This is a genomic window from Lactobacillus sp. ESL0677 (genome assembly GCF_029392875.1).
Taxonomy (GTDB): Bacteria; Bacillota; Bacilli; order Lactobacillales; family Lactobacillaceae; genus Lactobacillus.
This window is the reverse complement of sequence record NZ_CP113946.1, coordinates 1527746-1552473: the sequence shown is the minus strand read 5'-3', so window position 1 is coordinate 1552473 and position 24728 is coordinate 1527746. Positions and strand designations below refer to the sequence as shown.

27 protein-coding genes are annotated in these 24728 nt (G+C 38.5%); 21 read left to right on the top strand and 6 right to left on the bottom strand.

Going from position 1 to position 24728, the window contains the following annotated elements; genetic code table 11:
• Positions 1-63 precede the first annotated feature (63 nt).
• From OZX76_RS07560 to OZX76_RS07545, 4 genes are read left to right on the top strand one after another with little or no spacing between them, the layout of a single operon-like run.
• Positions 64-1539 carry an FAD-binding protein gene (locus tag OZX76_RS07560; protein WP_277179201.1) on the top strand — a complete coding sequence of 492 codons (1476 nt, stop codon included), beginning with the start codon at positions 64-66 and terminating at the stop codon, positions 1537-1539.
• 10 nt (positions 1540-1549) lie between these two features.
• Entirely contained in the window at positions 1550-2284 is a 735-nt protein-coding gene (locus tag OZX76_RS07555; RefSeq protein WP_277179199.1) for an SDR family NAD(P)-dependent oxidoreductase, read from the top strand.
• Between the two features lie 11 nt (positions 2285-2295).
• Positions 2296-3741, top strand: a complete 1446-nt coding sequence (locus tag OZX76_RS07550; protein WP_277179197.1) for an FAD-binding protein — start codon at positions 2296-2298, stop codon at positions 3739-3741.
• Between the two features lie 3 nt (positions 3742-3744).
• Complete coding sequence (locus OZX76_RS07545; protein ID WP_277179195.1) at positions 3745-4938, top strand: MFS transporter; 1194 nt, start codon at positions 3745-3747, stop codon at positions 4936-4938.
• 79 nt (positions 4939-5017) lie between these two features.
• Here OZX76_RS07545 and OZX76_RS07540 read toward each other — a convergent pair whose 3' ends face one another.
• Complete coding sequence (locus OZX76_RS07540) at positions 5018-5320, bottom strand: hypothetical protein (protein WP_277179193.1); 303 nt, start codon at positions 5318-5320, stop codon at positions 5018-5020.
• Between the two features lie 114 nt (positions 5321-5434).
• Between OZX76_RS07540 and OZX76_RS07535 the strand changes: the two genes are divergently transcribed.
• From OZX76_RS07535 to OZX76_RS07485, 11 genes are all read left to right on the top strand, one after another.
• Complete coding sequence (locus tag OZX76_RS07535) at positions 5435-5986, top strand: dUTP diphosphatase (protein WP_277142713.1); 552 nt, start codon at positions 5435-5437, stop codon at positions 5984-5986.
• On the top strand, positions 5987-7363 hold the full coding sequence (radA, locus tag OZX76_RS07530) for a DNA repair protein RadA (protein ID WP_277179191.1): 1377 nt from the start codon (positions 5987-5989) through the stop codon (positions 7361-7363).
• Positions 7364-7439: 76 nt separating this feature from the next.
• Entirely contained in the window at positions 7440-8939 is a 1500-nt protein-coding gene (gene gltX, locus OZX76_RS07525) for a glutamate--tRNA ligase (RefSeq protein WP_277179189.1), read from the top strand.
• A gap of 175 nt (positions 8940-9114) precedes the next feature.
• Complete coding sequence (locus OZX76_RS07520; protein ID WP_277179187.1) at positions 9115-10518, top strand: APC family permease; 1404 nt, start codon at positions 9115-9117, stop codon at positions 10516-10518.
• Between the two features lie 726 nt (positions 10519-11244).
• Entirely contained in the window at positions 11245-11952 is a 708-nt protein-coding gene (locus OZX76_RS07515; protein WP_277179185.1) for a hypothetical protein, read from the top strand.
• Between the two features lie 333 nt (positions 11953-12285).
• The gene (locus tag OZX76_RS07510) at positions 12286-12510 is read left to right on the top strand and encodes a DUF6290 family protein (RefSeq protein ID WP_277179184.1); all 225 of its coding nucleotides are present in this window, start codon (positions 12286-12288) and stop codon (positions 12508-12510) included.
• Positions 12497-12775, top strand: coding sequence for a type II toxin-antitoxin system RelE/ParE family toxin (locus OZX76_RS07505; protein ID WP_277179182.1), 279 nt, complete (start codon positions 12497-12499; stop codon positions 12773-12775). Before OZX76_RS07510 ends, OZX76_RS07505 begins: the two co-directional genes overlap by 14 nt.
• A gap of 15 nt (positions 12776-12790) precedes the next feature.
• Positions 12791-14080, top strand: a complete 1290-nt coding sequence (locus OZX76_RS07500; RefSeq protein WP_277179180.1) for an SLAP domain-containing protein — start codon at positions 12791-12793, stop codon at positions 14078-14080.
• Positions 14081-14257: 177 nt separating this feature from the next.
• On the top strand, positions 14258-14866 hold the full coding sequence (locus OZX76_RS07495; RefSeq protein WP_277179178.1) for a helix-turn-helix transcriptional regulator: 609 nt from the start codon (positions 14258-14260) through the stop codon (positions 14864-14866).
• 76 nt (positions 14867-14942) lie between these two features.
• Positions 14943-15833, top strand: coding sequence for an ATP-binding cassette domain-containing protein (locus tag OZX76_RS07490; RefSeq protein ID WP_277179176.1), 891 nt, complete (start codon positions 14943-14945; stop codon positions 15831-15833).
• Positions 15823-17043, top strand: coding sequence for an ABC transporter permease (locus OZX76_RS07485; RefSeq protein ID WP_277179174.1), 1221 nt, complete (start codon positions 15823-15825; stop codon positions 17041-17043). The genes OZX76_RS07490 and OZX76_RS07485 overlap by 11 nt, the downstream gene beginning before the upstream one ends.
• A 50-nt stretch (positions 17044-17093) precedes the next feature.
• Here OZX76_RS07485 and OZX76_RS07480 read toward each other — a convergent pair whose 3' ends face one another.
• Entirely contained in the window at positions 17094-17468 is a 375-nt protein-coding gene (locus OZX76_RS07480; RefSeq protein WP_277179172.1) for a hypothetical protein, read from the bottom strand.
• Between the two features lie 138 nt (positions 17469-17606).
• Here OZX76_RS07480 and OZX76_RS07475 point away from each other — a divergent pair, with 138 nt between their 5' ends.
• On the top strand, positions 17607-17876 hold the full coding sequence (locus tag OZX76_RS07475) for a hypothetical protein (protein WP_277179170.1): 270 nt from the start codon (positions 17607-17609) through the stop codon (positions 17874-17876).
• Positions 17877-17966: 90 nt separating this feature from the next.
• Here the strand turns inward: OZX76_RS07475 and OZX76_RS07470 are convergent, their stop codons facing one another.
• Genes OZX76_RS07470 through OZX76_RS07460 form a run of 3 tightly spaced genes read right to left on the bottom strand, consistent with a single transcriptional unit; the run spans position 17967 to position 18887 of the window.
• The gene (locus OZX76_RS07470; RefSeq protein WP_277179168.1) at positions 17967-18263 is read right to left on the bottom strand and encodes a hypothetical protein; all 297 of its coding nucleotides are present in this window, start codon (positions 18261-18263) and stop codon (positions 17967-17969) included.
• A 9-nt stretch (positions 18264-18272) separates the two neighbouring features.
• Positions 18273-18575 carry a hypothetical protein gene (locus tag OZX76_RS07465; RefSeq protein WP_277179166.1) on the bottom strand — a complete coding sequence of 101 codons (303 nt, stop codon included), beginning with the start codon at positions 18573-18575 and terminating at the stop codon, positions 18273-18275.
• A gap of 9 nt (positions 18576-18584) precedes the next feature.
• Complete coding sequence (locus tag OZX76_RS07460; protein WP_277179164.1) at positions 18585-18887, bottom strand: hypothetical protein; 303 nt, start codon at positions 18885-18887, stop codon at positions 18585-18587.
• A 195-nt stretch (positions 18888-19082) separates the two neighbouring features.
• Here OZX76_RS07460 and cysS point away from each other — a divergent pair, with 195 nt between their 5' ends.
• From cysS to OZX76_RS07435, 5 genes are all read left to right on the top strand, one after another.
• Positions 19083-20507, top strand: coding sequence for a cysteine--tRNA ligase (cysS, locus tag OZX76_RS07455; RefSeq protein WP_277179162.1), 1425 nt, complete (start codon positions 19083-19085; stop codon positions 20505-20507).
• The gene (locus tag OZX76_RS07450) at positions 20500-20943 is read left to right on the top strand and encodes a ribonuclease III domain-containing protein (protein ID WP_277179160.1); all 444 of its coding nucleotides are present in this window, start codon (positions 20500-20502) and stop codon (positions 20941-20943) included. Before cysS ends, OZX76_RS07450 begins: the two co-directional genes overlap by 8 nt.
• Entirely contained in the window at positions 20930-21685 is a 756-nt protein-coding gene (rlmB, locus tag OZX76_RS07445; RefSeq protein WP_277179158.1) for a 23S rRNA (guanosine(2251)-2'-O)-methyltransferase RlmB, read from the top strand. Before OZX76_RS07450 ends, rlmB begins: the two co-directional genes overlap by 14 nt.
• A gap of 215 nt (positions 21686-21900) precedes the next feature.
• Complete coding sequence (locus tag OZX76_RS07440; protein WP_277179156.1) at positions 21901-22464, top strand: sigma-70 family RNA polymerase sigma factor; 564 nt, start codon at positions 21901-21903, stop codon at positions 22462-22464.
• Between the two features lie 79 nt (positions 22465-22543).
• The gene (locus OZX76_RS07435; protein WP_277179154.1) at positions 22544-22759 is read left to right on the top strand and encodes a hypothetical protein; all 216 of its coding nucleotides are present in this window, start codon (positions 22544-22546) and stop codon (positions 22757-22759) included.
• 102 nt (positions 22760-22861) lie between these two features.
• On the opposite strand, the gene OZX76_RS07430 is transcribed toward OZX76_RS07435, so the two are convergent.
• Positions 22862-24598, bottom strand: coding sequence for a 1-deoxy-D-xylulose-5-phosphate synthase (locus tag OZX76_RS07430; RefSeq protein ID WP_277179152.1), 1737 nt, complete (start codon positions 24596-24598; stop codon positions 22862-22864).
• Positions 24599-24728 lie beyond the last annotated feature (130 nt).

Sequence of the window (24728 nt, the reverse complement as noted above, 5' to 3'; positions counted from 1 at the left end):
TTTTCTTGTGATTGGTTTTACAATTTTTATTGTAATAAAAGTCACAAGAAAGGTGGAATTTGAATGGAAACTATTTCAACAAAAGTAGTGGTTGTAGGTTCGGGCTCATCCGGGATTTCTGCAAGCTTTGAACTATTTCAACAAAATATTCCGTTTGTTCTCATTGAAAAGGGAAATAAAGTTGGAGGTGCTGGTAAGTTTGGTGCCCACGGTGTCTTTGCAATTAATTCTGAACAACAGAAAAAGTTAGGCGTTAGGTATAACTATCAAGAAGCATTTCAAGGCTTGACAGACTATAACCACTTTTTTGTTAATGGTGAGTTATTGGCCAGATTTTTAAAAGAATCTGGTAAAAATATTGCACGGTTAACCGAAATGGGTTTGCCGGTCACTGTTGAGCAAAGTGAGCAAAAGGCTCACTTAAATGACCCACTTGTTTATCATAAGTTCAATGACTTTAAGAAAAAGATTGCTAATTGGGATAAATTACCTGCCAAATTTGAAGCAGCGGGGAATTCTGTGTTAACAGAAACCGAAGCTGTTGACCTTGACTATGACAATGGCTTAAAGGCTGTCATTGCCAAAGACAGCACTGGTAAGCAAATCAGAATTGAAGCTAGCAAAGTTATTTTTGCCGATGGTGGATATTGCGGCAGCGACGAAATGATGCGTGAGCGCTATTCAGACACTGACGAGTTACTAAACTTGGGCGAACACAAGTCAACCGGTGTTGGTATTCGGTTATCGCAAAAGCTGGGTGCTGATTTGCGTCATAGTCCAGTCTTGTTTGCTCATGGTTGTGCACCAAGTATGCAAATTAATCCAATGAAACGTGATAGCGGCGTCGAGACTCTAACTAACGTGCCGTTATTGTGGTTAGACCAAACGGCTAACCGCTTTGTCAATGAAGATGTTGTTTATGATTTTGCAATGTGGGCTAATGCGGCACACAACGTTCATGGTAAGTATTATGTTGTTCTTGATCAAGCAACACTTGATTACTTCAAGAATCATGAAGTTGAGTTAGAAGATACATTTGAAAGACAGTTCTGTGATGTTGGTGAAGAACCACGGACTGCTGTTGGCCCACTGCCAAATATTCAACAAGATTTTGATGCTGCTATTAAAACCGGTGAGGTTGTTAAGGCAGATACGCTTGAAGAATTAGCACAAAAGTTAAATGTGCCAGTTGCGGCTTTGAAGCGCAGCCTAGCTTCATATAACAAGGCGGTTGAAAATAAAACTGACGATATTTTCTTAAAGCCAGCTGACGAACTGCTTTTTGGTGTTCATGATGGTCCGTTCTACGCAATTATTGAACATTGTGCAATTTTGGGAACTTTGGATGGCGTGAATGTCAATCGCAATTGCGAGCCGGTTAGAGAAGATGGCTCACCAATCAAGGATTTGTATATTGTTGGTAATAATGTTAATGGCCTTTATTCAGATGGTTATCCAAGTTATGAAGGAATTGCGAATGGTTTTGCCTTTGTTTCAGGTTGGATTGCCGCTAAAGAAGCAATTAAGAGTTTAAATTAGGAGAAGAAAAATGTTAAAAGATAAAGTTGCGATGGTTACAGGTGCTGCTCAAGGAATTGGTTATGCAATTAGTGAAGAATTTGCGATTCAGGGTGCAAATGTTGTATTAACAGACTACAACCTAAGCGTTATCGACGCAGCAAAAGAGTTGAACCAAAAATATGATGGTAAAATTACTGGCTTGGTTTTAAATGTCATGAAAACTGACAGTATTGTAGACAGTTTAAATAAAATCATCGACACTTATGGCAAGCTGGATTATGCCGTTAATAATGCCGGTGGTGGTGTGCTTAAGCCATTTGCTGAATTAACCGATGACGATTTTGATAAGACCATCAACCTTGACTTGCGTGGGACATTCTTATGTATGCGTGAAGAAATCAAGCTTTTCTTAAAGCAAGGTTATGGTTCGATTGTTAACGCTGGTGCTTTAGGTAGTATCTACAATCCAGGTGGCATGGGCGCTTATAACGCTGCCAAGAACGGTATTATGGGGATGACTCAAGCAGCAGCGATTGATTATGCAGAAAACAATATTCGCGTAAACTGTGTTGCCCCTGGTTTAACCAAGACACCATTAAACGATGGTGGCTTCCTTGAGAAGATTTTGCCGACTGTCCCAATGAAACGCTACGAAACCGCAGCAGAAGTCGCAAAAGTCTATGTCTTTGTCGCTAGTGAAGCAACCTTTATGACTGGTCAAACCATTCTGAGTGATGGTGGTGTTTCAGTTGGTTTGAAATAGGAGGCAGATTAATGTTTCCTAAGAAAGCACACTATGATTTAGTGATTGTCGGCGGTGGCCTGTCGGGCCTAGCTGCGGCAGTCAGTGCTGGTGAAAACCATCTTGATACTTTAATAATTGAAAAAGGCCGGACATTAGGCGGCGACGGCAATTATGTTGAAGGCGCCATGGGTGTAGATAGTTATTTGCAAAAGCAAGAGGGAATTGAAATTGATCCTACTCAGCTTTTACAAGATGAACTAAATTATTCTCATTATGAAGCTAATGCACCACACTTAAAGAAGTTTATTAACCAAAGTGGTGCAATCATTGATTGGCTGCATGATTTAGGTGTTGACTTTGTTAAAGTTGGTCCGCAAGGAAAGAGCTGGCCTACAATTCACACCTTTACTGGTGGTGGTATGGCTGCAATTGCGACTTTACTAGCTAAAGTTAATGAATTTGGAATCGAAATTGTAACAAGTATCAGTGCGCAAAAGATTTTGCAACACAATGGGCATGTTTCTGGATTGATGATTAAGAACGAAGCAACTGGTCAAATGCGCGAATTAGCAGCAGATGATGTGATTCTTGCCACAGGTGGCTATATCGATAATCCAGAATTAGTTAAGAAGCGGACGCCACTTAACAGTCGGTTGTTATCCGTTAGTGATGGCAAGTCGACTGGTGATGGGATGCAGCTTGCATGGCAGGCAGGAGCTGAACATTATCAAATGGGCGCAATCCAATACGGTGGTGGTGCCATTTTTGATAAAACAAGACCACCGTTTATGCACATGGCTTCGCAATTGGCAGCAGCTGCTACGCAAGAAGCGATCTTATGGGTTAATGAGCGTGGTGACCGGTTCGTCAATGAAGATGTTAATGACAACATGTGCCATGCCGGGAGCAGTATTTTAACGCAGGCGAGAATATTTTCAATTTTGGATCAAGCTGCCGTGGACCATTTGACTAATGTTGGCTTATATAAGGAACTGGGTAACTCACCGGTTTCACCAGAAAAGTTAGATAATTTAACCGCGGAAATTGAGCGCGATCTTAAAAATAACGAGAAATACTTAACCAAAGCTAATTCAATTGCAGAACTTGCTGACAAGCTTAACTTGCCTAACTTGGAATCGACAATCGAGCGCTATAACGAAGTTGCCAGTCAAGGTAAGGATAGTGACTTCGGTAAAGCTGCAGATTATCTGACACCACTTAAAAAGGGCCCATATTATGCTGTTGAACTCGGCGTTGGGATGGCATGTGCGCTTGGCGGTATTCGGGTTGACAATGATAACGAAGTCTTAAACAGCTATGGTTACCCTCTTGAAGGACTCTATGCTGTTGGTAATGACGCTGCTGGCATGCTAGTTGGTGATACTTACGCCGTTACTTTGCCGGGAAGTACAGCTGGCTATGCTGCCTTTTCTGGTCGCAATGCAGTCTTGAGTATTTGTAAAGGGAAGCGGTAAAGAGTGGAAGTTTCTCAACAATATGTTACTAAAACGCGTATTGGTGTTTTAGCAGTTAGTATGATCGGCATGGCAGCCTTAGCCATTACCCCGTCGTATGCGGCGATTGCCCAGCATTTTGCTTTAAACAATACCAGTGTACAGATGCTGACCTCGCTGCCTAACCTGTTTATGATGGTTGCTGGCTTAATCATTGGTAAATTAACAGCCAGCAAGATTAATTTAAAAAATTTAACTATTGGCTCAATTCTACTAGTTGTAATCGGTGGCTTATTGCCGGTATTCTTCCATGAAAGTTTTGCTTTTTTAATAATTTGTTCTTGCTTAGTTGGTTTGGGTCAAGGAGCTTGTACTAATTTGACGCAAGTTTTGATTTCACAAATTTTACCTAAAAAAGAACGCGAATCAACGATGGGCATCTCAACCACCTTCATTAACATTGGCGGTGTTGTCTTCATCATGGGTGGTGGTCAGTTAGCCGCCGCAAGTAGTTGGGTTAATAATTATTGGATTTATCTCTTTTCATTGTTAATTCTGTTAGTCGTTATCTTGTTATTGCCGCTGCATCCCAAAGATGTTTCTGGTAATACCAGTCAAAATCAAGAACCGGGTAAAATTAAGCTAAACAAGTATGTGTTTTATTGTGCATCATGGGCGTTTTTAACAATGCTGCTAAATAATGTCTTAAATAACAATATCTCATTATTTGTTGTCGAACAGCACTTAGGTGCCACATCGCAAGCCGCATTGACTTCGACAATTTCCCTAATTGGTGGGATGCTCTGTGGCTTAATTGTGGGAATCATCGGTAAGAAATTCAGATATTCGTCAATTGCACTTTCATTTTTACTTTATGGCATAGCATATTTATTAATTGGCTTTATCCATTCATTAATTATTGTCTTTATTGGCAGCTTTTTAGTTGGTGCAGCCATGAGTATTGCAATGGGACAGTTCCCTTATCTGATTTCACTTGCCGTTGATGATAGTAGTGTATCGATGGCATTAGGCGTTTATGTTGCCATTTATTCAGTTGGCGGTGTTGTTAGCCCGTTTGTCGTTAATCCGTTGACAGCAATGGTTAAGAATATCGGAATTAATGTCTTCTCGGTTAGTGGCATCTTGGCAATCATAATCAGTTGCTGCTGTCTGCTATTTAAGTTCCAAAAGAATTTAATCAAGAATTCCTGTAATTAATAGAATATTTTTACTGAAAAATCTCGTAAGAATCATACTTGCGAGATTTTTTGGGTTAGTTAAATTTTAACAGGCACAGCTATTTTTGCGCTGGCTTGTGATACCAAACTTTGTTAAATTCGGGATGCTGATTAAAGTAGTCAATTACTAGCGGGTCGAGCGGCCAAACAGGCAGTTGTGACTCTTGAGCAATTTCTAAGACTGACGCCATTTGCTCTGCTAAAATTTGCTTACTGTCTACTGCGGGATTGATAAAAAAGTGGTTCATAACCCAGACAGTGGCATCTTGGCGCTCAATCTTATCCATTGTCCAGTGACAAAGAAGAACGTCGTTCTCATCATAAATTTCACAAAATTGGTGTGGATTGTTAATCTTATCCATTGGTGTATCCTTTACAAAATAAATTTGACTTTTTACGTATTTATTATAGAAGATTTTAATTAAAGCTCGCAATCTATTGTAAAATAGTTTTACAAAGGTTAAAGGGAGTAAATAATGAATAAAACACGGGGGTTTGAGATCGTATCGAGTTATGAAAATAAAAATATTAATTTGCCGCGGCGACAAACGATCGCCAGTGCTGGTTATGACTTAGAAGCCGCTAAGGACATGATTATTCCTAGCATTTGGCGGTTGAATTTTGTGCGGATTTTTCGCTTAATTAGAAACGGGCATCACTTATATGAACCTGATTATCAACTAGCAGACCAAATCTTGCAGCCGCTGCTGATTCCGACTGGCGTTAAAGCCTATATGCCTGACAATGAGGTGTTGTTGTTAGCCAACCGGTCGTCCAATACTTTCAAGCGTAACTTAAGCCTGCCAAATGGGATTGGTGTGATTGATTCTGACTATTACAATAATCCCAATAACGAGGGCGAAATTTTTATGCAGGTGATTAATTATGGCGTTCGGCCGCTGCAGATTCACAAGGGTGACCGGATTGGACAGGGGATTTTTGTCCAATATCTAAAAACTGATAATGACTTGCCGGTTAGCCGGCAGCGGACCAATGGCTTTGGCTCAACTAATAAGGAAGGAAACTAAATGGCAAAAATCAAAACTAAGTATAAATGCCGGTCGTGCGGCTATATCTCGGCTAGTTACTTAGGACGCTGTCCCAATTGTGGGGCGTGGAACCAGTTTGAAAAAGAAACTGAACAGGTAGTAGCACGGTCAAGTAAGGCCAGCCCTAGTAGGTTGATTAAAAAAACCGGGGTTAATGAGCCGGTACGACTTAATAGTGTTAAAGCAGAAAAAGAGGAACGCATCCAGACTAAATCCGAGGAACTAAATCGGGTGCTTGGCGGCGGCATTGTTCCCGGATCACTAGTTCTAATTGGCGGCGATCCCGGAATTGGTAAGTCAACGCTAATGCTGCAGATTATGAGTGATCTGGCCAAAGATCATAAGGTACTGTATGTTTCCGGTGAAGAATCGGCTAACCAGATTAAGTTGCGTGCTAATCGCTTGGGATTAGGCACTAGTGATATGTTGCTGTTTCCCGAAACTGACATGGAAGATATTCGCCAGCAAATTGCGGACGTGCAGCCTGACTTTGTAGTCATTGATTCAATTCAAACGATGAATGAGCCAAGCCTTGATTCGATGACGGGGTCAGCTTCGCAGGTGCGCGAGGTTACTAGTGAATTAATGAAAATTGCCAAGATGGATGCAATTACAGTCTTTGTGATTGGCCATGTAACCAAAGAAGGGGCAATTGCTGGGCCCAAAATTTTGGAACATATGGTTGATACCGTTCTGTATTTTGAAGGCGACGAGCATCATGCCTATCGTATTTTGCATTCTGTTAAAAATCGCTTTGGTGCTGCTAATGAAATTGGCATGTTTGAGATGGTCAATGAAGGCCTTCAAGAAGTCACTAATCCATCGGCAATTTTCTTAGATGAGCGGTTGCCTAAATCCACGGGGTCGGCGATTGTTGTTTCGCTTGAAGGCACAAGGCCATTATTAGCAGAAATTCAAGCGTTGGTAACCCCGACAGCCTTTGGTTATGCCAAAAGAACAACATCGGGAATTGATTATAATCGTGCCGCATTGTTATTGGCGGTTTTGGAAAAGCGTGGCAACTTAATGCTGCAAAATCAGGATGTTTATCTGACTGCAACGGGTGGTATTCGTTTGAATGAGCCAGCAGTTGACCTAGCTGTTGTGATGGCAATTGCATCCAGTTATAAGAATCAAGAAATTTTACCAACCGACTGTTTTGTAGGTGAAGTTGGTCTGACTGGCGAAGTCCGCCGGGTTAATAAAATTGAAGTTCGAATTAAGGAAGCAGCCAAAGTCGGCTTCAAGCGGATTTTTATTCCGCGGCACAATATGCAGACTAGCTTGAAGGACTTAGGAATTGAAGTAATTCCTGTTTCTAGCATTCCGCAAGCATTAAAGTTGGTTTTAGGCTAGGAAATATTGAACTTTTTGCTGATTACGGGTAAACTAAAATTGTTTGAATTTACTATTTTTGAAAGAGGCATGAATTTTGGCTAAACAAAAGATTCGTGTAAGATATGCCCCAAGTCCAACGGGACACTTGCACATCGGTAACGCACGGACCGCGCTGTTCAATTACTTGTTTGCGCGGCACACTAAGGGAACTTTAGTGTTAAGAATCGAAGATACAGACCAGAAGCGTAACGTTAAGGGTGGTTCACAGTCACAGATGGAGAATCTGCACTGGTTAGGTATTGACTGGGATGAAGGTCCAGACAAGGGCGGCGACTTTGGCCCGTATCGTCAATCTGAACGTAAAGACATCTATAACAAGTACATCAAGCAATTAATTGATGAAGGTAAGGCATATTACTCATACAAGACTGAAGAAGAGCTTGAAGAGCAACGTGAAGAGCAGCGAGCAATGGGAATTGCTCCGCACTACACTTATGAATATGAAGGTATGACTGCTGATGAAATCAAGCAGGCACAAGAAAAGGCTGAAGCTAAGGGCTTAACGCCAGTTGTCCGGATTCATATTCCAGAAATGGTTACTTATGCTTGGGACGATATTGTTAAGGGCCATTTAAGTTTTGAATCTGACACTATCGGTGGCGATTTTGTTATTCAAAAGCGCGATGGCATGCCAACTTACAACTTTGCAGTTGTTATTGATGACCACTTGATGGAGATTACGCATGTTTTGCGTGGGGATGACCATATCTCAAACACACCTAAGCAGTTAGCTGTTTACCAAGCTCTTGGCTGGGAACCACCAAAGTTTGGTCATATGACTTTAATTATCAGTGCTGATACGGGTAAGAAATTATCTAAGCGTGATGAATCAGTCTTGCAATTTATTGAGCAATATCGTGACCTTGGTTACTTACCAGATGCGATGTTTAACTTCATTACTTTGCTTGGCTGGTCACCGGGTGGTGAAAACGAAATCTTTAATCAACTTGAATTGATTAAGCAATTTGATCCAGAACGGTTGTCCAAGTCCCCAGCTACCTTTGACCAAAAGAAGTTGGAATGGATTAACAACCAGTACATCAAGAAGGCTGATCGTGATACCTTGCTAGACTTGTCATTGAACAACTTGCAAGAAGCTGGCTTAGTTGAGCAAGACCCGACACCAGAAAAGATGGAATGGGTTCGTCAATTAGTTAACATTTATTCAGTACAAATGTCTTATACTAAGCAGATCGTTGACTTGGCTAAAATTTTCTTTGATGCACCAAAGGATTTGAGCGATGAAGAAATTGATGAAATCCGTAAGGATGAAGCTCGTCCTGTAATTGAAGAATTTAAGAAGCAGATTAATTTGATTTCACGCTTTACGGCGCCACAAATTATGAATGCCGTTCAAGCAACTCGACGTGAAACTGGAATTAAGGGCAGACGCTTGTTTATGCCAATTCGAATTGCTACAACTAGATCAATGGTTGGCCCTGGAGTAGGGGAAGCTATGGAACTTTTGGGTAAAGCAAGAGTGGTTGAACACCTTGACTTGACCTTAAAGCAAATGAGCGAAAATGGTCTTTAATTTATTAATAAATGAAAAGCTGACTTACTGTTAAAGTAGGTCAGCTTTTTGTTTTGTAATTCGAAAGCAATAGATATAACTCAAAATTAAGATGATAAAATATTATATTTAACTAGCAATTATTTTATTAATCTAATATAATATTAACAATATACTCAAGAAATGGGGCGGGATAATGAGCAAGCATAAACAAATAAGCGATAAGTTAGGATTTATTGCGATTGTCTTTTTAACAATTAACTTAATTATCGGGTCAGGAATCTTTTTAACTCCTGGTACGATAGTTAGACAGGTGGGGAGTAAGTCACTGCTGGTCTATCTTTTAGCTGCAGTTTTTGCAGCTGTACTAGCATTGCCATTTGCCTCCGCATCTAAATACGTTAATAAATCCGGCTCCTCCTATGCTTATGCTAAAGCCGCATTTGGTGATAAATTTGGCTTTTATATTGGTATTACCTGTTATTTTGCCAATGATGCCGTGTGGTGCACAAGTTCGGTTGGCATTGTTAAGGCAATTATTGCAATTTTAGGTGGCAATCCCAATCGTTTTATGTCGATTACTGCTGGCTTATTGTTATTAATGTTATTGAATTTAATCATCAATTTATTTGGTCAGCAGATCACTAAGTACGTTATGAATTTATCAACAGTTTGTAAGACTTTATCATTAGTAGTTTTAATTGTTGCTGGAGCGATTATCTTAATGACTACTGGTGGTAATTATGATTTGAGCGCAGTTGATCGCATTCGTGAGGGTGGCAAAGTTATCGTTCCGACGGTAACTATTAGCACCTTTATGATGGCAGTCGTTTCGGCACTATATGCTTTTTCGGGTTTTGAAGCCGTGGCATCGGGTGCTGAAGATATGGAAGAACCCGAGAAAAATTTGCCACGGGCAATTCCGTTAGCCGTAATTTTAATTGCTTTCATCTACATTGGCGTTTTAGCAGTGGCTATGCTGCTAAATCCAAATGCTTTAATGAAGACGAATCAAGTGGTAGCACTGGCAACAATTTTTGCCAGTCCATTGTTGAACAACATTGTGTTGGCTGGGGCACTAATCTCAATGCTAGGAATAAATTTTGCTTATAGCTTTAGTGCACCGCGATTTTTGGAGGCAATGGCACGTGAGCACCAACTATCAACGCATTTGACCAAGAGAACTAAGCGTAATTTTCCAATTAGAACGTTTTTTATCTCAGCAGCAATCACGACTTTGATTCCGATGGCCTTCCAGTATGATTTGACTAATTTAGTCACTTTGGGGTCTATCGTCAGATTCTTGGAATTTGCGGTCGTGCCAGTTGCGGTCATTCAATTTTATCGTGGTCATAATAAAGGTGAAATTTTGCCGGCAAATAAGAATTTGCTGACCGATGTGGTGGCATCGGTATTGTCCGTCATCATTGTGCTATTTATGTTAGTCGAGTATAACTGGCGCGTGCAATTTGGCATAATCGTAAATGGTCAAGTAGTTGGCATTAACTGGTACGCAATTTTAGCAGTTGTCTTTGGCTTTGTGATTTTGCCATTATTGATGTATTTGATTTCTCGGCGAGAATGGCAAAACGCAGAATAAATGTTCTATATATTATTAACACACGATTTTGATATTTATCAGAATCGTGTTATTTTTTTGGAATAAATTTTTGGTTAATCGAGTTATAATATTTTGAGAGAAATTATTCCGATGTATGCAAATATTTAATTTTTTAAAAAGCGTAAGGTTAAAGGCTCATCAAAATGGTAAAAGGATCTACTGAAACATTGTTAACAGATGATGTTAGAGAAAGTGGGGAGAAAAAATTATGAAGAAGAGAATAATAATTGGTTTATCTGCAGCATTACTAAGTGTTGGTGCGGTTGGAATTACTAATGAAGAATTTAGCACCACAAACTGTATAGGCTGCCAAAAAAGCTAAAACATTTAAGATTAAGCTTAAAAAGAACGCTAAAGTTTTTACTAAGCATGGTAAACGTAAGGGTAAGAAGCTTTTAAATAAGGGTCTACTGCCTATGGTAAAAAAACTATTCGCGGTAAGAAGTATTATCACCTTAGTAAAGGGCGTTATATCAAGGCTGTAAATGCTAAAAAGGCAAATATAGTTGAGGTAAGTAATCCAACTTCGATTAACACTGGTTCTTCTTCTAGCACTAATACTTCAACATCAAAGAATTTTTTTGTAACAGTAACTAAGCCGACAACTGTGTACGACAGTAAAGGTAATCCAACAAGTATTACTTTGAAAAAAGGATTAAAGGAAGTAGTCTATGGCACAAGTAGATTAATGGCAAGAAGTATTATTTGATTGGTGGCAATCATTATATTTTAGTTAGGGATATTAGTAACGTTAATACTGGTACTATTTCTAATAATAAGCCTAATTCTACTGATGGTCCTGAAAGTGGAGATAAACCTACGCAAGCAGAAATTGATTATCTTTTGGCTAATAATGATAAGCTAGGATATACAGTTTATTTTAGCGATAATGAATTAACTAAAATTAAGAAATATTTGTGGCAAGATATTCAAAATTATAGAATTGAAAAAGGACTTCCGGCTTATAAAACTAATACGGAGTTAGAAGATTTTGTAGGCAATGTTACTTCTACAGAAACTAATCTATGGAAATATGAAAGCAATTTAAATGCTGTAACTGCTGATCAGTTGGCAATGTATTTGCCTAGTCTGTCTAAAAATGGTATGGATATTTCTGATTCATTTGATATTCCAAATTATTATGGACATGGTGAAGTTGGAAGTAGTCAACCAAGTTCATTTAATTTTAAAGACAGAGATCCTGAACATGTTGCAACACAAATCTTTAATAGTTTTAAAGAAAGTAAAGACTATAATAGTATGATTTTGGGTGATAATGATCAATTAGCTTTTGCTGCTATAGGATTACATTATAATTGGCATGGTACTTCTCCGAAAACTAGTGTAGGAGTGGTCTTTATCGAGGTTTCTGGTAGCAGTTCAAAATGGGAAAGCTTTTATAATGTAAATTAAAAATTGAAAATAAGTAATATAAAAAGCATTGCATATATTGCAATGCTTTTTTGATTTGAGAGTTTAAGTATGCCGGTTGGATTGTAGCTGTTCTTTTGGTCGGTGCTGGTGGAATAATTACCTACTTGTACAAGAAAAATGATGGCTTTAAAGAAAAGCTGAATAAGATTTTTAAGATTACGAAATAGTTTTGAACTTAATCTAAAGCGTTTGTTGTAAGTTTTCAAATTCCTTCTAAAGTTAAGACTAAGTAATTTATACTGTTTATTTTATTAATTAGACTTCATTTGAAGTCTAATATGAGTTATAATATAAACAAGGAGGGAATTGCTAATGACAGTTACATCAATACGTTTTCCAGAAAATGTGTACAATAAAATTAAAGAGGCGGCAGATTTTTCAGGATTGAATGTTACGGCATATATGAGAGATGCTATTATTGAAAAAATAGAAGATCAAGAAGATTATGCCGAGTGCGTTAAGGAAGCCCAGAACATGACAGAAACGGTATCACGAGAAGAAGTGATGAAAGAAGTTTTTGGCGATGAAGACAAATAAGTTTTCGTGGACTTTTTCTAAACGTGGTTTTAATAAGTTTAGAAAATTAGATAAGTCTGTACAGAAGAGAATTGCAAAATGGCTTGAAGAACATATTCAGGGTACAAGTGATCCAAGGCTTCAGGGTAAAGCTTTAGAAGGTAATCTACAGACATATTGGAGATATAGAGTAGGTAAATATCGAATATTAGCTGAAATTCATGATCAGGAATTTATTGTTTTGGTTATAAAAGTTGCTAAACGTAACGATGTTTACAAAAAGTGATTAGAGGTATTATCTGTGAAAAAGCGAGTATTAATTAGTTTAGCATCAGCAGCTTTATTAAGTGTTGGTACAGTTGCAGTTGTTAATGATGGTAACATTCAGCCGCAAATGGTGCAGGCTGCCAAAAAGGCTAAGACTTTCAAAATTCAACTCAAGAAGAACGCTAAAGTCTACACTAAGCGTGGTAAGCGCAAGGATAAGAAGGTCTTGAAAAAGGGCCATTATTACACCGCCTACGCCAAAGTAACCATTCATGGTAGAAAGTATTACCGCCTTAGCAAAGGACGCTATATCAAGGCGACAACAGCTAAAAAAGCCAAGATAATAACAGTAAGCAATCCAACGCCAGTTAATACTAGTTCTTCATTTAATACTAGCTCTAGTGTTACAGCATCAACTACAAAGAACTTTTATGTAACTGTCAATAAACCAACGTCTGTTTATGACAGCAAAGGCAAGTCAACAGGTATTACTTTGAAAAAGGGGCTAAAGGAAATGACCTATGGCACTAAGATGATTAATGATAAGAAGTATTATTTGATTGATGGTAATCACTATATTTTAGTTAGTGATATTGATAATGGCAATACCAATAGTGTGATAGATAGTAATAATAATTTCAAAAATGAAATTGATAACGGTAATACCAATGGTGTGACAAATAGTAATAACACTAGTTTTACTAACGATTTCGAAAATGGAATTGGTGGAGATAAACCAACGCAAGATCAGATTAATTATTTGTTATCAAATAGCAACGATAAGTTAGGTTATGCAGTTTACTTTAATAATACTGAATTGGGTCAAATTAAGAGTTATCTATGGCAAAAAATTCAAGATTATCGGGAACAGGCTGGGTATAAAGCTTACAAAGTAAATAAAGAGTTGGATAATTTTGTAAATAATGCAGTATCTTCTCCTAACGGTTTATATGATTGCCAATATGCTGTTGACTCTGAAGATACTGATAATTTAGCTGGTTATTTACCAGAGCTCAATAAACACGGAATGTCTAGAACAAGAGGTTTTGTTGAACCTACGTATTACAATGCAAATGAGGTTACTGTTCCTATTTCATTTAATATTAAGGATCGTCAACCAGAACACGTTGCACAACAAATGTTTGATGGACTAGTAGAAAGTACTGAAGGCCAAAAAATTATAAAAGGATATAAAGACAATTATTCTTTTGCTTCTGTTGGATTAAGGTATAATTTTAAAGGAGAGCGCTCCTCTGTTGGCTTAATTTTTATTGAAGTTGCAGGAAATAGTAGTGAGTGGATTAACTATTATAATGAAAATTAATGTATAATTTTAATTACTATCTTAACGATTGCAAAATAGATTTTATATTCAGGTTCTATTAAATAATAGGACCTTTTTTAATTGGCAAAAACCTTGATAAATCAGCATGCAAAGAATCTTTGCTTGAACTTTCATCAAAAATTAAGCAAAATTAATGGTGTAATGGAGGAGCAAATAATGAGGTTCGGTGAACATCTAAGGCAAGCGCGGCTCGCTAAAAATTTAACGCAGGAACAAGTAGCACAAGAATTTGCCATCACTAGACAGACACTTTCAAATTGGGAGAATGAAAAATCCTATCCCGACATTGGTAGCTTGATTAAGCTAAGCGATTATTACCAGATTACACTTGATGAACTGCTGAAAGAGGATTCTGGGATGCGCGAAAATCTGGAAAAGCGTGAAGTTGTTAATAATCTGAAACAAATTAAGAAAAAACTGGTGATTGCTGTTATCGGAATGTTAGTTGTTGGCTTAAGTGCAGTACTTGCAAAAGATGATGTTTCAACTATAGCAATGATTTTATTCTGGATTAGCGACCTGACGCTGTGCTCAGCCTTGATGGACGTAAATAGCTTTGATCAATCACAATCTTTAGGCTTGGAATATGGCTGGCAGAAATTTTTGACAAGCAATAAAGGAAAATACGTGGAAGTCATATTGGTAATTGGGCTAACAATCGGGTTGAGCCTAATTATTGGCCAAGTTAGAGGCGTTGTCATGTCGGTAGGATTAGGCACCGGATTTTTAGTAGGAGCTTGGTTATATCGCCATCATAAATATTAAGATATTAGCAAAAATAGCCTAGTATTTACATATTAACTTTTATATAATTTTGATATAAGTCATGAAAGGAGATAATATGTTAAAAATTGACCATGTTAGTAAAAATTTCGGTGAACTGGCCGCGCTGAAAGATGTTTCTTTTACTGTTGAGCCAGGGCAAATTCTGGGCTTAATCGGGCAAAACGGTGCGGGAAAGTCAACACTATTTCACAGTATCTTAAATTTATTTTCTTATGAAGGCAATATCACTTGGCAGGACCAGATGATTACTGAATCAGCTTTTGATCAAATCGGTTACTTGCCAGAAGAAAGAAGTCTGCTACCTAATTTGACAATTGAGCGGCAAATTAAGTATCTGGCAAAATTGAAGGACTTTAATGCTAGCTCGAGCTTAATTGATGATTGGCTCAAGCGCTTTGAAGTTAAAGGTGATCGTAAGACCAAGATTAAGCTGCTATCTAAGGGTAATCAGCAGAAAGTGCAGCTAATTTGTACCTTGATTCATCAGCCTAAACTAATTATTCTTGATGAACCTTTCAGCGGTCTTGATCCGGTAAATGCGGGATTGCTCAAGCAAGCAATCTTATCGGCAAAAGAAAATGGCGCCGCGATTATTTTTTCTAGTCATAATATGGCTAATGTCGAAGAAGTCTGTGACCAGCTTGTGATGCTCAACCTAGGGGAGATAGTGCTGCGTGGCAACGTTAATGAGGTGCGCAATCAGTTCGGTAAAATTAATTTGTTTGTGACGACAGATTGGACTGAGCAGCAATTAGCTGAGCTTACTGGTGTGAAAAGTGTGAGAAAGTTGTCGCCGCAACATTATTTACTTAAACTGACAACGCCAGAAGCCGGTAAGCAAATTTTTATTCAGCTAACACAAGGACAATATATTGAGCAGTTCAGTCAAGAAGCACTTAGCTTGGACGAGATTTTCCGGATGAAGGCAGGTAAGAATGATGAGTAAATTATGGACGATTATTAGCGAAACCTACTCAAGACAAGTTAAGTCATGGAGTTTTCTGTCCTTAATTTTTGGGCCGTTTTTAATTCTGGCTATTGGGATGGGAATAGGCTACTTTACGGCAAGTAACGGCGATTCCAGCACCGCTAAAATTGCGGTAGTTAGTTCGCAGCCGGCGTTGAAACAGGCGTTCATTAGCCAAAATAAGAAATTGAAGGTTAAAAGTGCAGTTACTTCAAGTAAACAAGCAGAAAAGCTAACTAAAAAAGACGATCTGCAGGGCTATCTTGTACTTAATGAAAAACAGGGCAGGTTGCAAGCGGAATTTTATCAAGGCGACTCTGATAATGCGCCTGATAAGGAGGATTTAGCTCCAAGTATTAATGCGTTGCAGACTGCAGTAAATGTTCAGCAGGCTCGTTTAACTGTTAAGCAAATCAAAGAACTGCAAACGCGGCCTCAGCTTAAAATCAAACAGGTTACGGGCAAGGCTAATGACACGACGATTAAAATGATTACGTTTATGGTAGTTACTTTTGTAGTGTATTTCGTGATCTTAATTTATTCCTCAATTATGGCCCAGGAAGTTGTTGCCGATAAGGGACATAAGATTATCGAAATTATCTTTTCGAGCACTACACCTGAAAAATACTTTTGTGGCAAAGTAATTGCTATTTTACTAATGATTATTACCCAAATGGTATCTTATATTGCCTTTGGCTTTATTGCATGGCCTTTTGCACAGCATATAAAGTCTGCACGCAATTGGTTAACTACTAATCAGAGCTTGATTAGACAAATTTTGCATAATTTATTAGGGTCGGCAATGTTGTATATTATTTTGGGCGTGACTGCTTATGTTATTCTGGCAGCGTATTTCGGCGCCATTTCTAAGTCTAGTGCAAATGCGTCTCAGGCGGCACAATGGCCAACAATGATTTGTGTTGTTGCCTTTATTCTGGCACTGACATACGCAACGCAACCTCATGCAGTCTTGGTTAAAATTTTGTCCTATGTACCATTATTTTCATCTTACTTTATGCCTTTGCGGGTATTTGGCGGCAATGTCAATGTGATAGAAATTATAGGTTCATTGCTGCTGTTAATGGTAGCAATTATTCTAGCCGTCTATTATATTGGCAAGAGTTATGGCAGATTGATGTTGCAACAAGACTGGTCAAAACGCAAGCTTAGTTTATTTAGAAGAAATTAAAAAAAGGCAATGAAAAACGTATTATCTGGTGAAGATAATACGTTTTTATGTTATTTTGCTATTGATTTATCAGGTAGAGGTGACATTAGTAAATCCATTATGCTGCAATCGATCATCAATAAATTAAAGCCAATATCCGAATAGTCGATAATTGTCATCAATAATATAAAAACTAAAAAGCCAAGTTCAAATTTTTGTTCAAGTTTTTGATTTTTGGTCATGTCGGCTTTTTTAATAGTTTCTCCAGAAGTTAAGCGTTTGGAAAAAGATAAGCCTAAGAATAGAAGACCAATTGCTAGGTAAGCAATAACACTGGTTAAATCTGCATTTGGACGATTAATGTAATAATCAATTCCGGCAAATGCTACTTGTAAAATTGCTATTAACCACATTATTTGTTTTTTAGTCAAGTTAATTTCAAACATCAGTAATTACTTCACTTTGCTTTATATTTATACTATACGTTTTTAATCTTAATAAGAATATTATAAAACAAAATATTGTAATCGAAACAAAAAATAGTGTTATATTATTAATAAATAAGAGTAGGAGCATGAGCGATAATGAAAAAATCTAAACATAACTTTGAGCTACTTAAATTATTGCAACAACAGCAACTTACCAATACCAATGAACAGTTCATTATTAAACAAGCAATTATTAAATTAAACCAGCACGAAAATCTATATTTGGTTAAAACTAATGTGCAATCTGCTTTGACTGAGCTTGCCCTTAAAAGGCAATTATCTAAAGCAGGAGTACAATTGCTGATTCAGTTGAGTAAGCCAAACATCAATGAAGATGTTGCTCGAAGTTCGGCAACTTGGTTTTAGTAGCAGACTTTATAGAGTGGGTGTAAATAAGTACATGGAATGTAAAATAAAATGCTGCTTCAATTTAATTTGAAGTAGCATTTTTATTTGTTAAAAATTTAGTATTAGGAAGGCTTGACCACCAAATTCGACAATTAGCCACAGGAAAAAGATTCCCGCAGCAGAAAGTAATTGTTTCCAAGTGGCATTGTTGATGTCAAAGGCAAAGAAATGGGCGCAATACGCAATTAGCATTGTTAGCGCTGTAAGGACAGCACTACAAATCGTTGCCCTAATTGAGTTAGAGAACAAATATTTCCAATATGTATCTAAACTACAAAGGCCAATTATTAAAACAACCAAAATAGTTTGATGTTTATGATAAAAATTCTTAATTATAATTTTCATAATCTAACCTCAAACGTGTAAAAGATACATACTGATAAGCCGTACAGCACCACAAACTACAAGATAAAGTAGAGCGCAACCAGCCATTGTGAATAGTTCGCTCCATTCGTTCTTATTAGGATCGATGCGCTTTTCTACCCAAAAACCGCCGATAATCAATGCAATTGCAGTTATCATATCAGTTAAAATCATCTTGGGTGAATGTCCTAAGGATAGTCCGATAATGTCAAAAATAATATTCATTATGGCATATAATGTCATACCTGAAACGATTCGATGGCGATAATAAAAGTTCTTAATTGCGATTTTCATAATCTAACCTCAGACGTGCAAAAGATACATACTAATAAGTCGCACAGCAACACAAATGACAATATAAACAACAGCATAGCCAGCCATTGTAAATAATTCGCTCCATTCGTTCTTATTAGGATCGATGCGCTTTTCTACCCAAAAGCCGCCAACAATCATTACTAATGCAGATATTGCATCAGCTAAAAACATCTTAGGCGAGTGACCTAAAGCCAAACCAATGGTGTCAAAAATAAAATTAGCTATTGTATATAGAATCATGCATGAAACAAAATAATGTTGATGAAAAAATCTAGTAATTGTAATTTTCATATCTATCACCTTCATATACTATATGTTATTTAGTTTCGATACTAATATTATAGTCAGAAAAATTCAAAATAATAGTCAAAATAATTTTTTAATAACTATTAAAGCAAAATTGATGGCAATTCCTGCCTGGAGGTTAGCAAGTTGGTTGGATTCTGCTAAAATGGGAATAGCTATTAACAGAAGAGAGGCTTAGCCATGAAAATTTATAATACTTTGACAAAGAGAAAAGAAGAATTTAAGCCACTAGTTGCAGGACAAATCTCGATGTATGTCTGTGGCCCAACAGTTTATAATTACATTCACATTGGGAATGCACGCAGTGTGATTGCATTTGATACAATTCGGCGATACTTTGAGTATCGCGGATATAAGGTGAACTACGTCTCTAACTTTACAGATGTTGATGACAAGATGATTAATGAAGCGCGAACTGAGGGCATTACTGTGCCAGAACTCGCTGCTCGCTATATTAAATGTTACCTTGAAGATACAACGGCGCTAAATGTGGAGCCAGCAACTAAGCATCCCCGAGCAACTCATGAAATTCCTGAAATTATCGAATTTATTGAACAATTAATTAAAAATGGTTATGCTTATGAAGCTGATGGTGATGTTTATTACCGTGCTAAAAAGTTCAAGCATTATGGTGAATTAAGCAGTCAGAACATTGCCGAACTTGAAGAAGGTGCCTCTGAGCATGTCAATGATGAGGAGCAGCAGCGCAAGGAAGATCCAATCGACTTTGCCCTGTGGAAGAAGCAGAAGCAGCCTGATGAGATTGCGTGGCAATCGCCGTGGGGACTAGGTCGACCAGGTTGGCATATTGAGTGTTCAGTAATGTCGACTAAATATCTGGGCAAGACAATTGATATTCATGGTGGCGGTCAAGACTTGGAATTTCCGCATCATGAAAATGAAATTGCGCAGAGTGAAGCCGCAACAGGTCAAAAGTTTGTCAATTATTGGTTGCACAATGGCTTTGTAACTGTTGGTCATGATGAAGAAAAAATGTCGAAGTCGCTGCATAATTTTGTGACGGTGCATGACTTGCTTAAAACAGTTGACCCACAGGTATTACGCTTCTTTATGGCAAGTGTGCAATACCGCAAGCAAATTAATTACTCACAGGAGAATCTGGAGCAGGCGAAGAATATTTTGCAGCGTTTTAAAAATACGCTAATTAATATTAACTATCGCTTAGAGGATGCCACTTCTGAAAGCACTTCAACCCAATTGCGGCAGGCTATCCAAGAAACGCAAACGAAGTTTGTTACCGCAATGGATGACGATATTAATGTGCAAAATGCTTTAGCAGCGATTTATGATTTGTTGCCGCTAGTTAACGCTAATGCCAATAGCGTGAAAGCTGATAAAGAGGCGTTGGCACAAGCTAAAGAATTATTGGGTGCGTGGCTCAGCATTTTTGGCATTGATACGGCTAAATTAATTCAAAAGTCGCAAACAAGTGATGATAAGGAAATTACGGCATTAGTTAAGGCACGCGATGAGGCACGCAAAAACAAGGATTGGGCTAAGAGCGACCAATTGCGCGATCAATTAAAAGAGCTGGGGATTACAATTCAGGATACCCCACAGGGAACAAGGTGGACACGTGACTAAAATTAAAAAGTTAACGGAAGAAAAAGTTAATCCAGATACGCTTAGTGGACAGACGCTGGCGTATTTAGGGGATGCTGTATACGAGTTATTTATTAGACGACATTTATTAAAAGGCGGCATTGTGAAGCCGCAGGTATTGCAGCGCGAAGCAACACATTATGTTTCGGCTAAGGCGCAGGCAGCGCTGATTACCAAGTTGCAGGATGAGCAGCTACTTACTGAAGATGAACTGGCAACTTTTCGCCGGGGACGAAATGCGAAGACTCATACTAAGGCCAAAAACACGAGCCTAGCAACTTACCAGTTGTCAACGGGCTTTGAAGCTGTATGGGGTTATTTGGATTTGTTAGAGAAAAAAGACCGCGTCCGTGAATTGACAACGTGGTGCATCCAGACTGTTGAGGAAGGCGGGATTGATAACTATGACTTCAATTGATAAAGATTTTGTTTTCGGTCGGCATGCTGGGGTTGATTTCTTAAAGACACAGGATGCTGATCGAATTAACAAGGTGTTTTTACAGCAAGGTGTGCAGGATAGCTTTGCCAATGAGGTCTATGGCTTGGCTAAAAAGAAGGGGATTGTTATTCAAACTGTCCCTAAAACTAAGCTTGACCGGTTAGTGCAGGGGGGCAATCACCAAGGCTTGGTCTTGACTGTTGCCAGCTTTGAATATGCAGACCTAGAGCAACTACTTGATCAATTTGATGAGCAAGGCAAAGAACCGTTTTTGTTAATGCTTGATTCGATTGAAGATCCGCATAACTTGGGTTCAATTTTACGGTCAGCTGATGCAACGGGCGTTGATGCGATTATTATCCCTAAACGGCACGCGACCGGTTTAACGTCTGTTGTTGCTAAGACATCAACGGGAGCAATTGATTATGTGCCAGTTGCGCGCGTTAATAATCTTGTTCAAACCAGTCAGTTGTTGAAAAAACGCGGCTATTGGTTATTTGGCACTGATATGCGGGGCACTGATTATCGTGAGTGGAATGCTAAGGGGAAAACAGTGCTCGTCATTGGTAATGAGGGCAAGGGTATTGCTCGACTTTTGAAAGAGCAAATGGATCAGATGCTCACTTTACCAATGGTGGGCCATGTTCAGTCACTGAATGCTAGTGTGGCAACTGGGGTCTTACTGTATCAGATGCTAAATAGTCGCAATCCACTTAAATAATATAGTTAAACAGCTTGTAATTGCAGCTGTTTTTTTGTTTAAATTGATAATTTTTTCTGAATTAACGCGCTTTCAACAAAAGCTATTTTTTGTTTTTGCTGCTCTGAGCAAATAAATATGATTGCGCTGCCTGAACGCACGTTCGATATTTTGCGATTAAAAAAGTCAGTATTCTCACCTTAATTAGTTTTTTGAATTAATATAAGGAGAAAGAGATGCAATTAACAGAAGCATACGAACAAAAATTAATTAAGCAGATTCAAGCTGGTAATGATGATTTATTGGTAGAATTATGTTACTTTTATCGGCCGTTAATTAATAGTATTAAGCAAAAATACTTTGTGCGTTGTTATGATGGTCAGGATTGGGATCAGGATGCGCTGATTGTGTGCTACCAAGCGGCCATAAGTTATGAGCAGAGCAAGGGTAAGTTTGGCAGTTACTTCAAGACTAGACTTTATAATCATGCTAGGTCACTGCTTCGTCATGATATGGCATATAGGCGGCGCGCGCTTGCGCAGGCAACCTCGCTTGAGGCAGCAACGGAAAAGGGAATCGAGCAATTGCACCAGAAGACAACGCAACTGGCGGAAATTCCAGTTAGTGAAAAATTCACCGAATTATTTGCTCAGCTATCGGATTTAGAAATTAAGACTTTATTAATTGTTTTGGGTGTTTGGCATCAAGAGGAGGTTTTACAGAAATTGCAAATAGAGCGGGTGGCTCTAGTGCGTGCGCGCTCACGATTAATGCAAAAAATGCGTAAGACACTTTTGTGAAAAAATAATAGTATTATATAATTATGTAAAAATGCGGTATAATAGACCTTGTAGAATTAATTTTTAGGAGGTAATTAAGATGGCAGAGATTGAAAAGACTGCATTGTTGGATCGTCACATGAAGGAAGTTTTTGACTGGAGTGATTCTGATATTCCAGTTAGAGATGCACTTTGGGACTATTTTATGGAAAAGAATGGTAGAGATACCATGAAGACAGAGGCAGATATGCTTCCGTTCCTAAAAGATACTGATGATAAAATCGAATCCTTTGTAAACGAAAATCTTAAGAAGTAAATCCGACTATCACAATGTTCTACGCCCGGTGGTTACGCATTAAGTTTGACCACTAGAAAAGCAGCTGCTTATTTGAGCAGCTGCTTTTTGTTTGGCAATTAATTATAATAAGGAATTTAAGTCGCTAATAATTTGGTTAGCAGTAAGATGGTTATCGTGGTAATTGGTTTCAAGCGGCAACTGATCGGTGTAGACGCGCTTTTGTCCATAATTTAAAACCTTAACGTCTTTGTTACCCAAGTATGAAGCAATCTTTTGTCCTAGGCCAGCGTCAATTAGATCATCTTCGATTGTGACAATGACTTGGTTTTCTTGTGCTAGTTTATCCAGTGTAGCTTTGTCTAAAATATTGGCTGCAAGTGGATTAACTAAAGTAGCGCCAATTTTAGCGGCGACTTGATGGCCTAACTGGTAAAAGTCACCAAGTGCGATCACAGCAACATTTTTACCAGGAGTTACTTGGTAATGGATGGTACTATAATCAGTTAAAATATTAGTGCTATCTTCTGGGACTGGCTTAGTTGGCAGCTTAATGGCAACGGGATGTTGGCGTTGACTAATTGCCCACTTGAGCATGGCCCGTTCTTCAGTAAGGGACGTTGGTGCAAGGTAAATCCAGTTAGGTAAGTTGGCTACTAGCACTTGATCAAATAATCCAAGGTGAGTTTTTGATTGGGTAGTGATGCCATTATTGCCGATGACCATTACAACGGGTAAATCGTTGGCGGCTACATCATGTGACAGTTGGTCGAACGCACGCTGCAAGAAGCTTGAGTTTTCAAATAAAACTGGAATTGCGCCTTCTTTAGCAAAGCCAGCGGCAAAGGCAACGGACTCTTGCTCGGCAATTCCGACATCAGTGTAGTGGTCAGGATAGTTATTTTTAAATTCATCAAGACCAAAGCTGCGTGGAATTGCGGCATTGATAATCATTGCTTGCTTGCCAGCCTTAATTTCATCTTCAACAGTAGTAATGGCAACCGAATTAGCTGTCGGACTAGTAGCAGCCTTGTCTTTACCTGACAGCAGATCAGCAGAAGCCCAGTGATAAGCTTCTTCATCTTTAAGCGCAGGTGTGTAGCCCTTACCTTTGAGCGTATTAATATGTAATAAAATCGGATGATCAACGTCTTTAATTTGTTGAAAAGCTGCAATCATTGTCGCAATATCGTTGCCGTCTGCAACATAATGGTAGTCAAATCCCATTGCTGTAAAAGGATTTTCTGGTGACTTGCCATTTGTGTCGCGTAATTTCTTTAGAGCAGTAACCAGGCCGCCCACGTTTTTATCAATCGACCATTGATTATCGTTAACAACAATGGCTAGATTATGCGGCTCAATTGCCGCGTTGTTTAAGCCCTCATAAGCAAGACCACCAGTCATTGCTCCATCACCGATTAACGCCGTGATATTTTCGTGATTGCCAAGAAGGTCGCGAGCCTTTGCCATTCCTGTTGCTAAGGCAATGGAGGTTGAGGTATGGCCCACGGCGTAATAATCGTAGGGACTTTCGTTTGGGTCTGTATATGGTGACACGTCTTCATAATGGTCGGGATCAAGCCAAGCTTGTGCACGCCCCGTTAGCATTTTATGAGGATAAGTCTGGTGAGAAACGTCCCAGATTAGTTTATCTTTTGGTGCATCAAAGATGTAGTGGTAGGCAATGGTCATTTCAACAATGCCTAGGTCTGGGCCGAAGTGTCCGCCAACAGCCGTGTCCTTTTCAATAATTAGTGTTCTAATTTCTTCGGCTAACGTTTCCAGTTGCGGCAACGTTAACTTTTTAAGGTAATCGGGGCCAGAAATTTGGTTTAATAAATAATGTGGATGTTTATTCATAATGTATACTCCTTATGTTGGTGTCAATTAGATTATACAGCTACCGAAACCGCTTTTACCAATACTTTTGCAGCATTATATTGTGAACCGAATAACGTTTATAGTGATATTTATCAGATTGATAATTGAA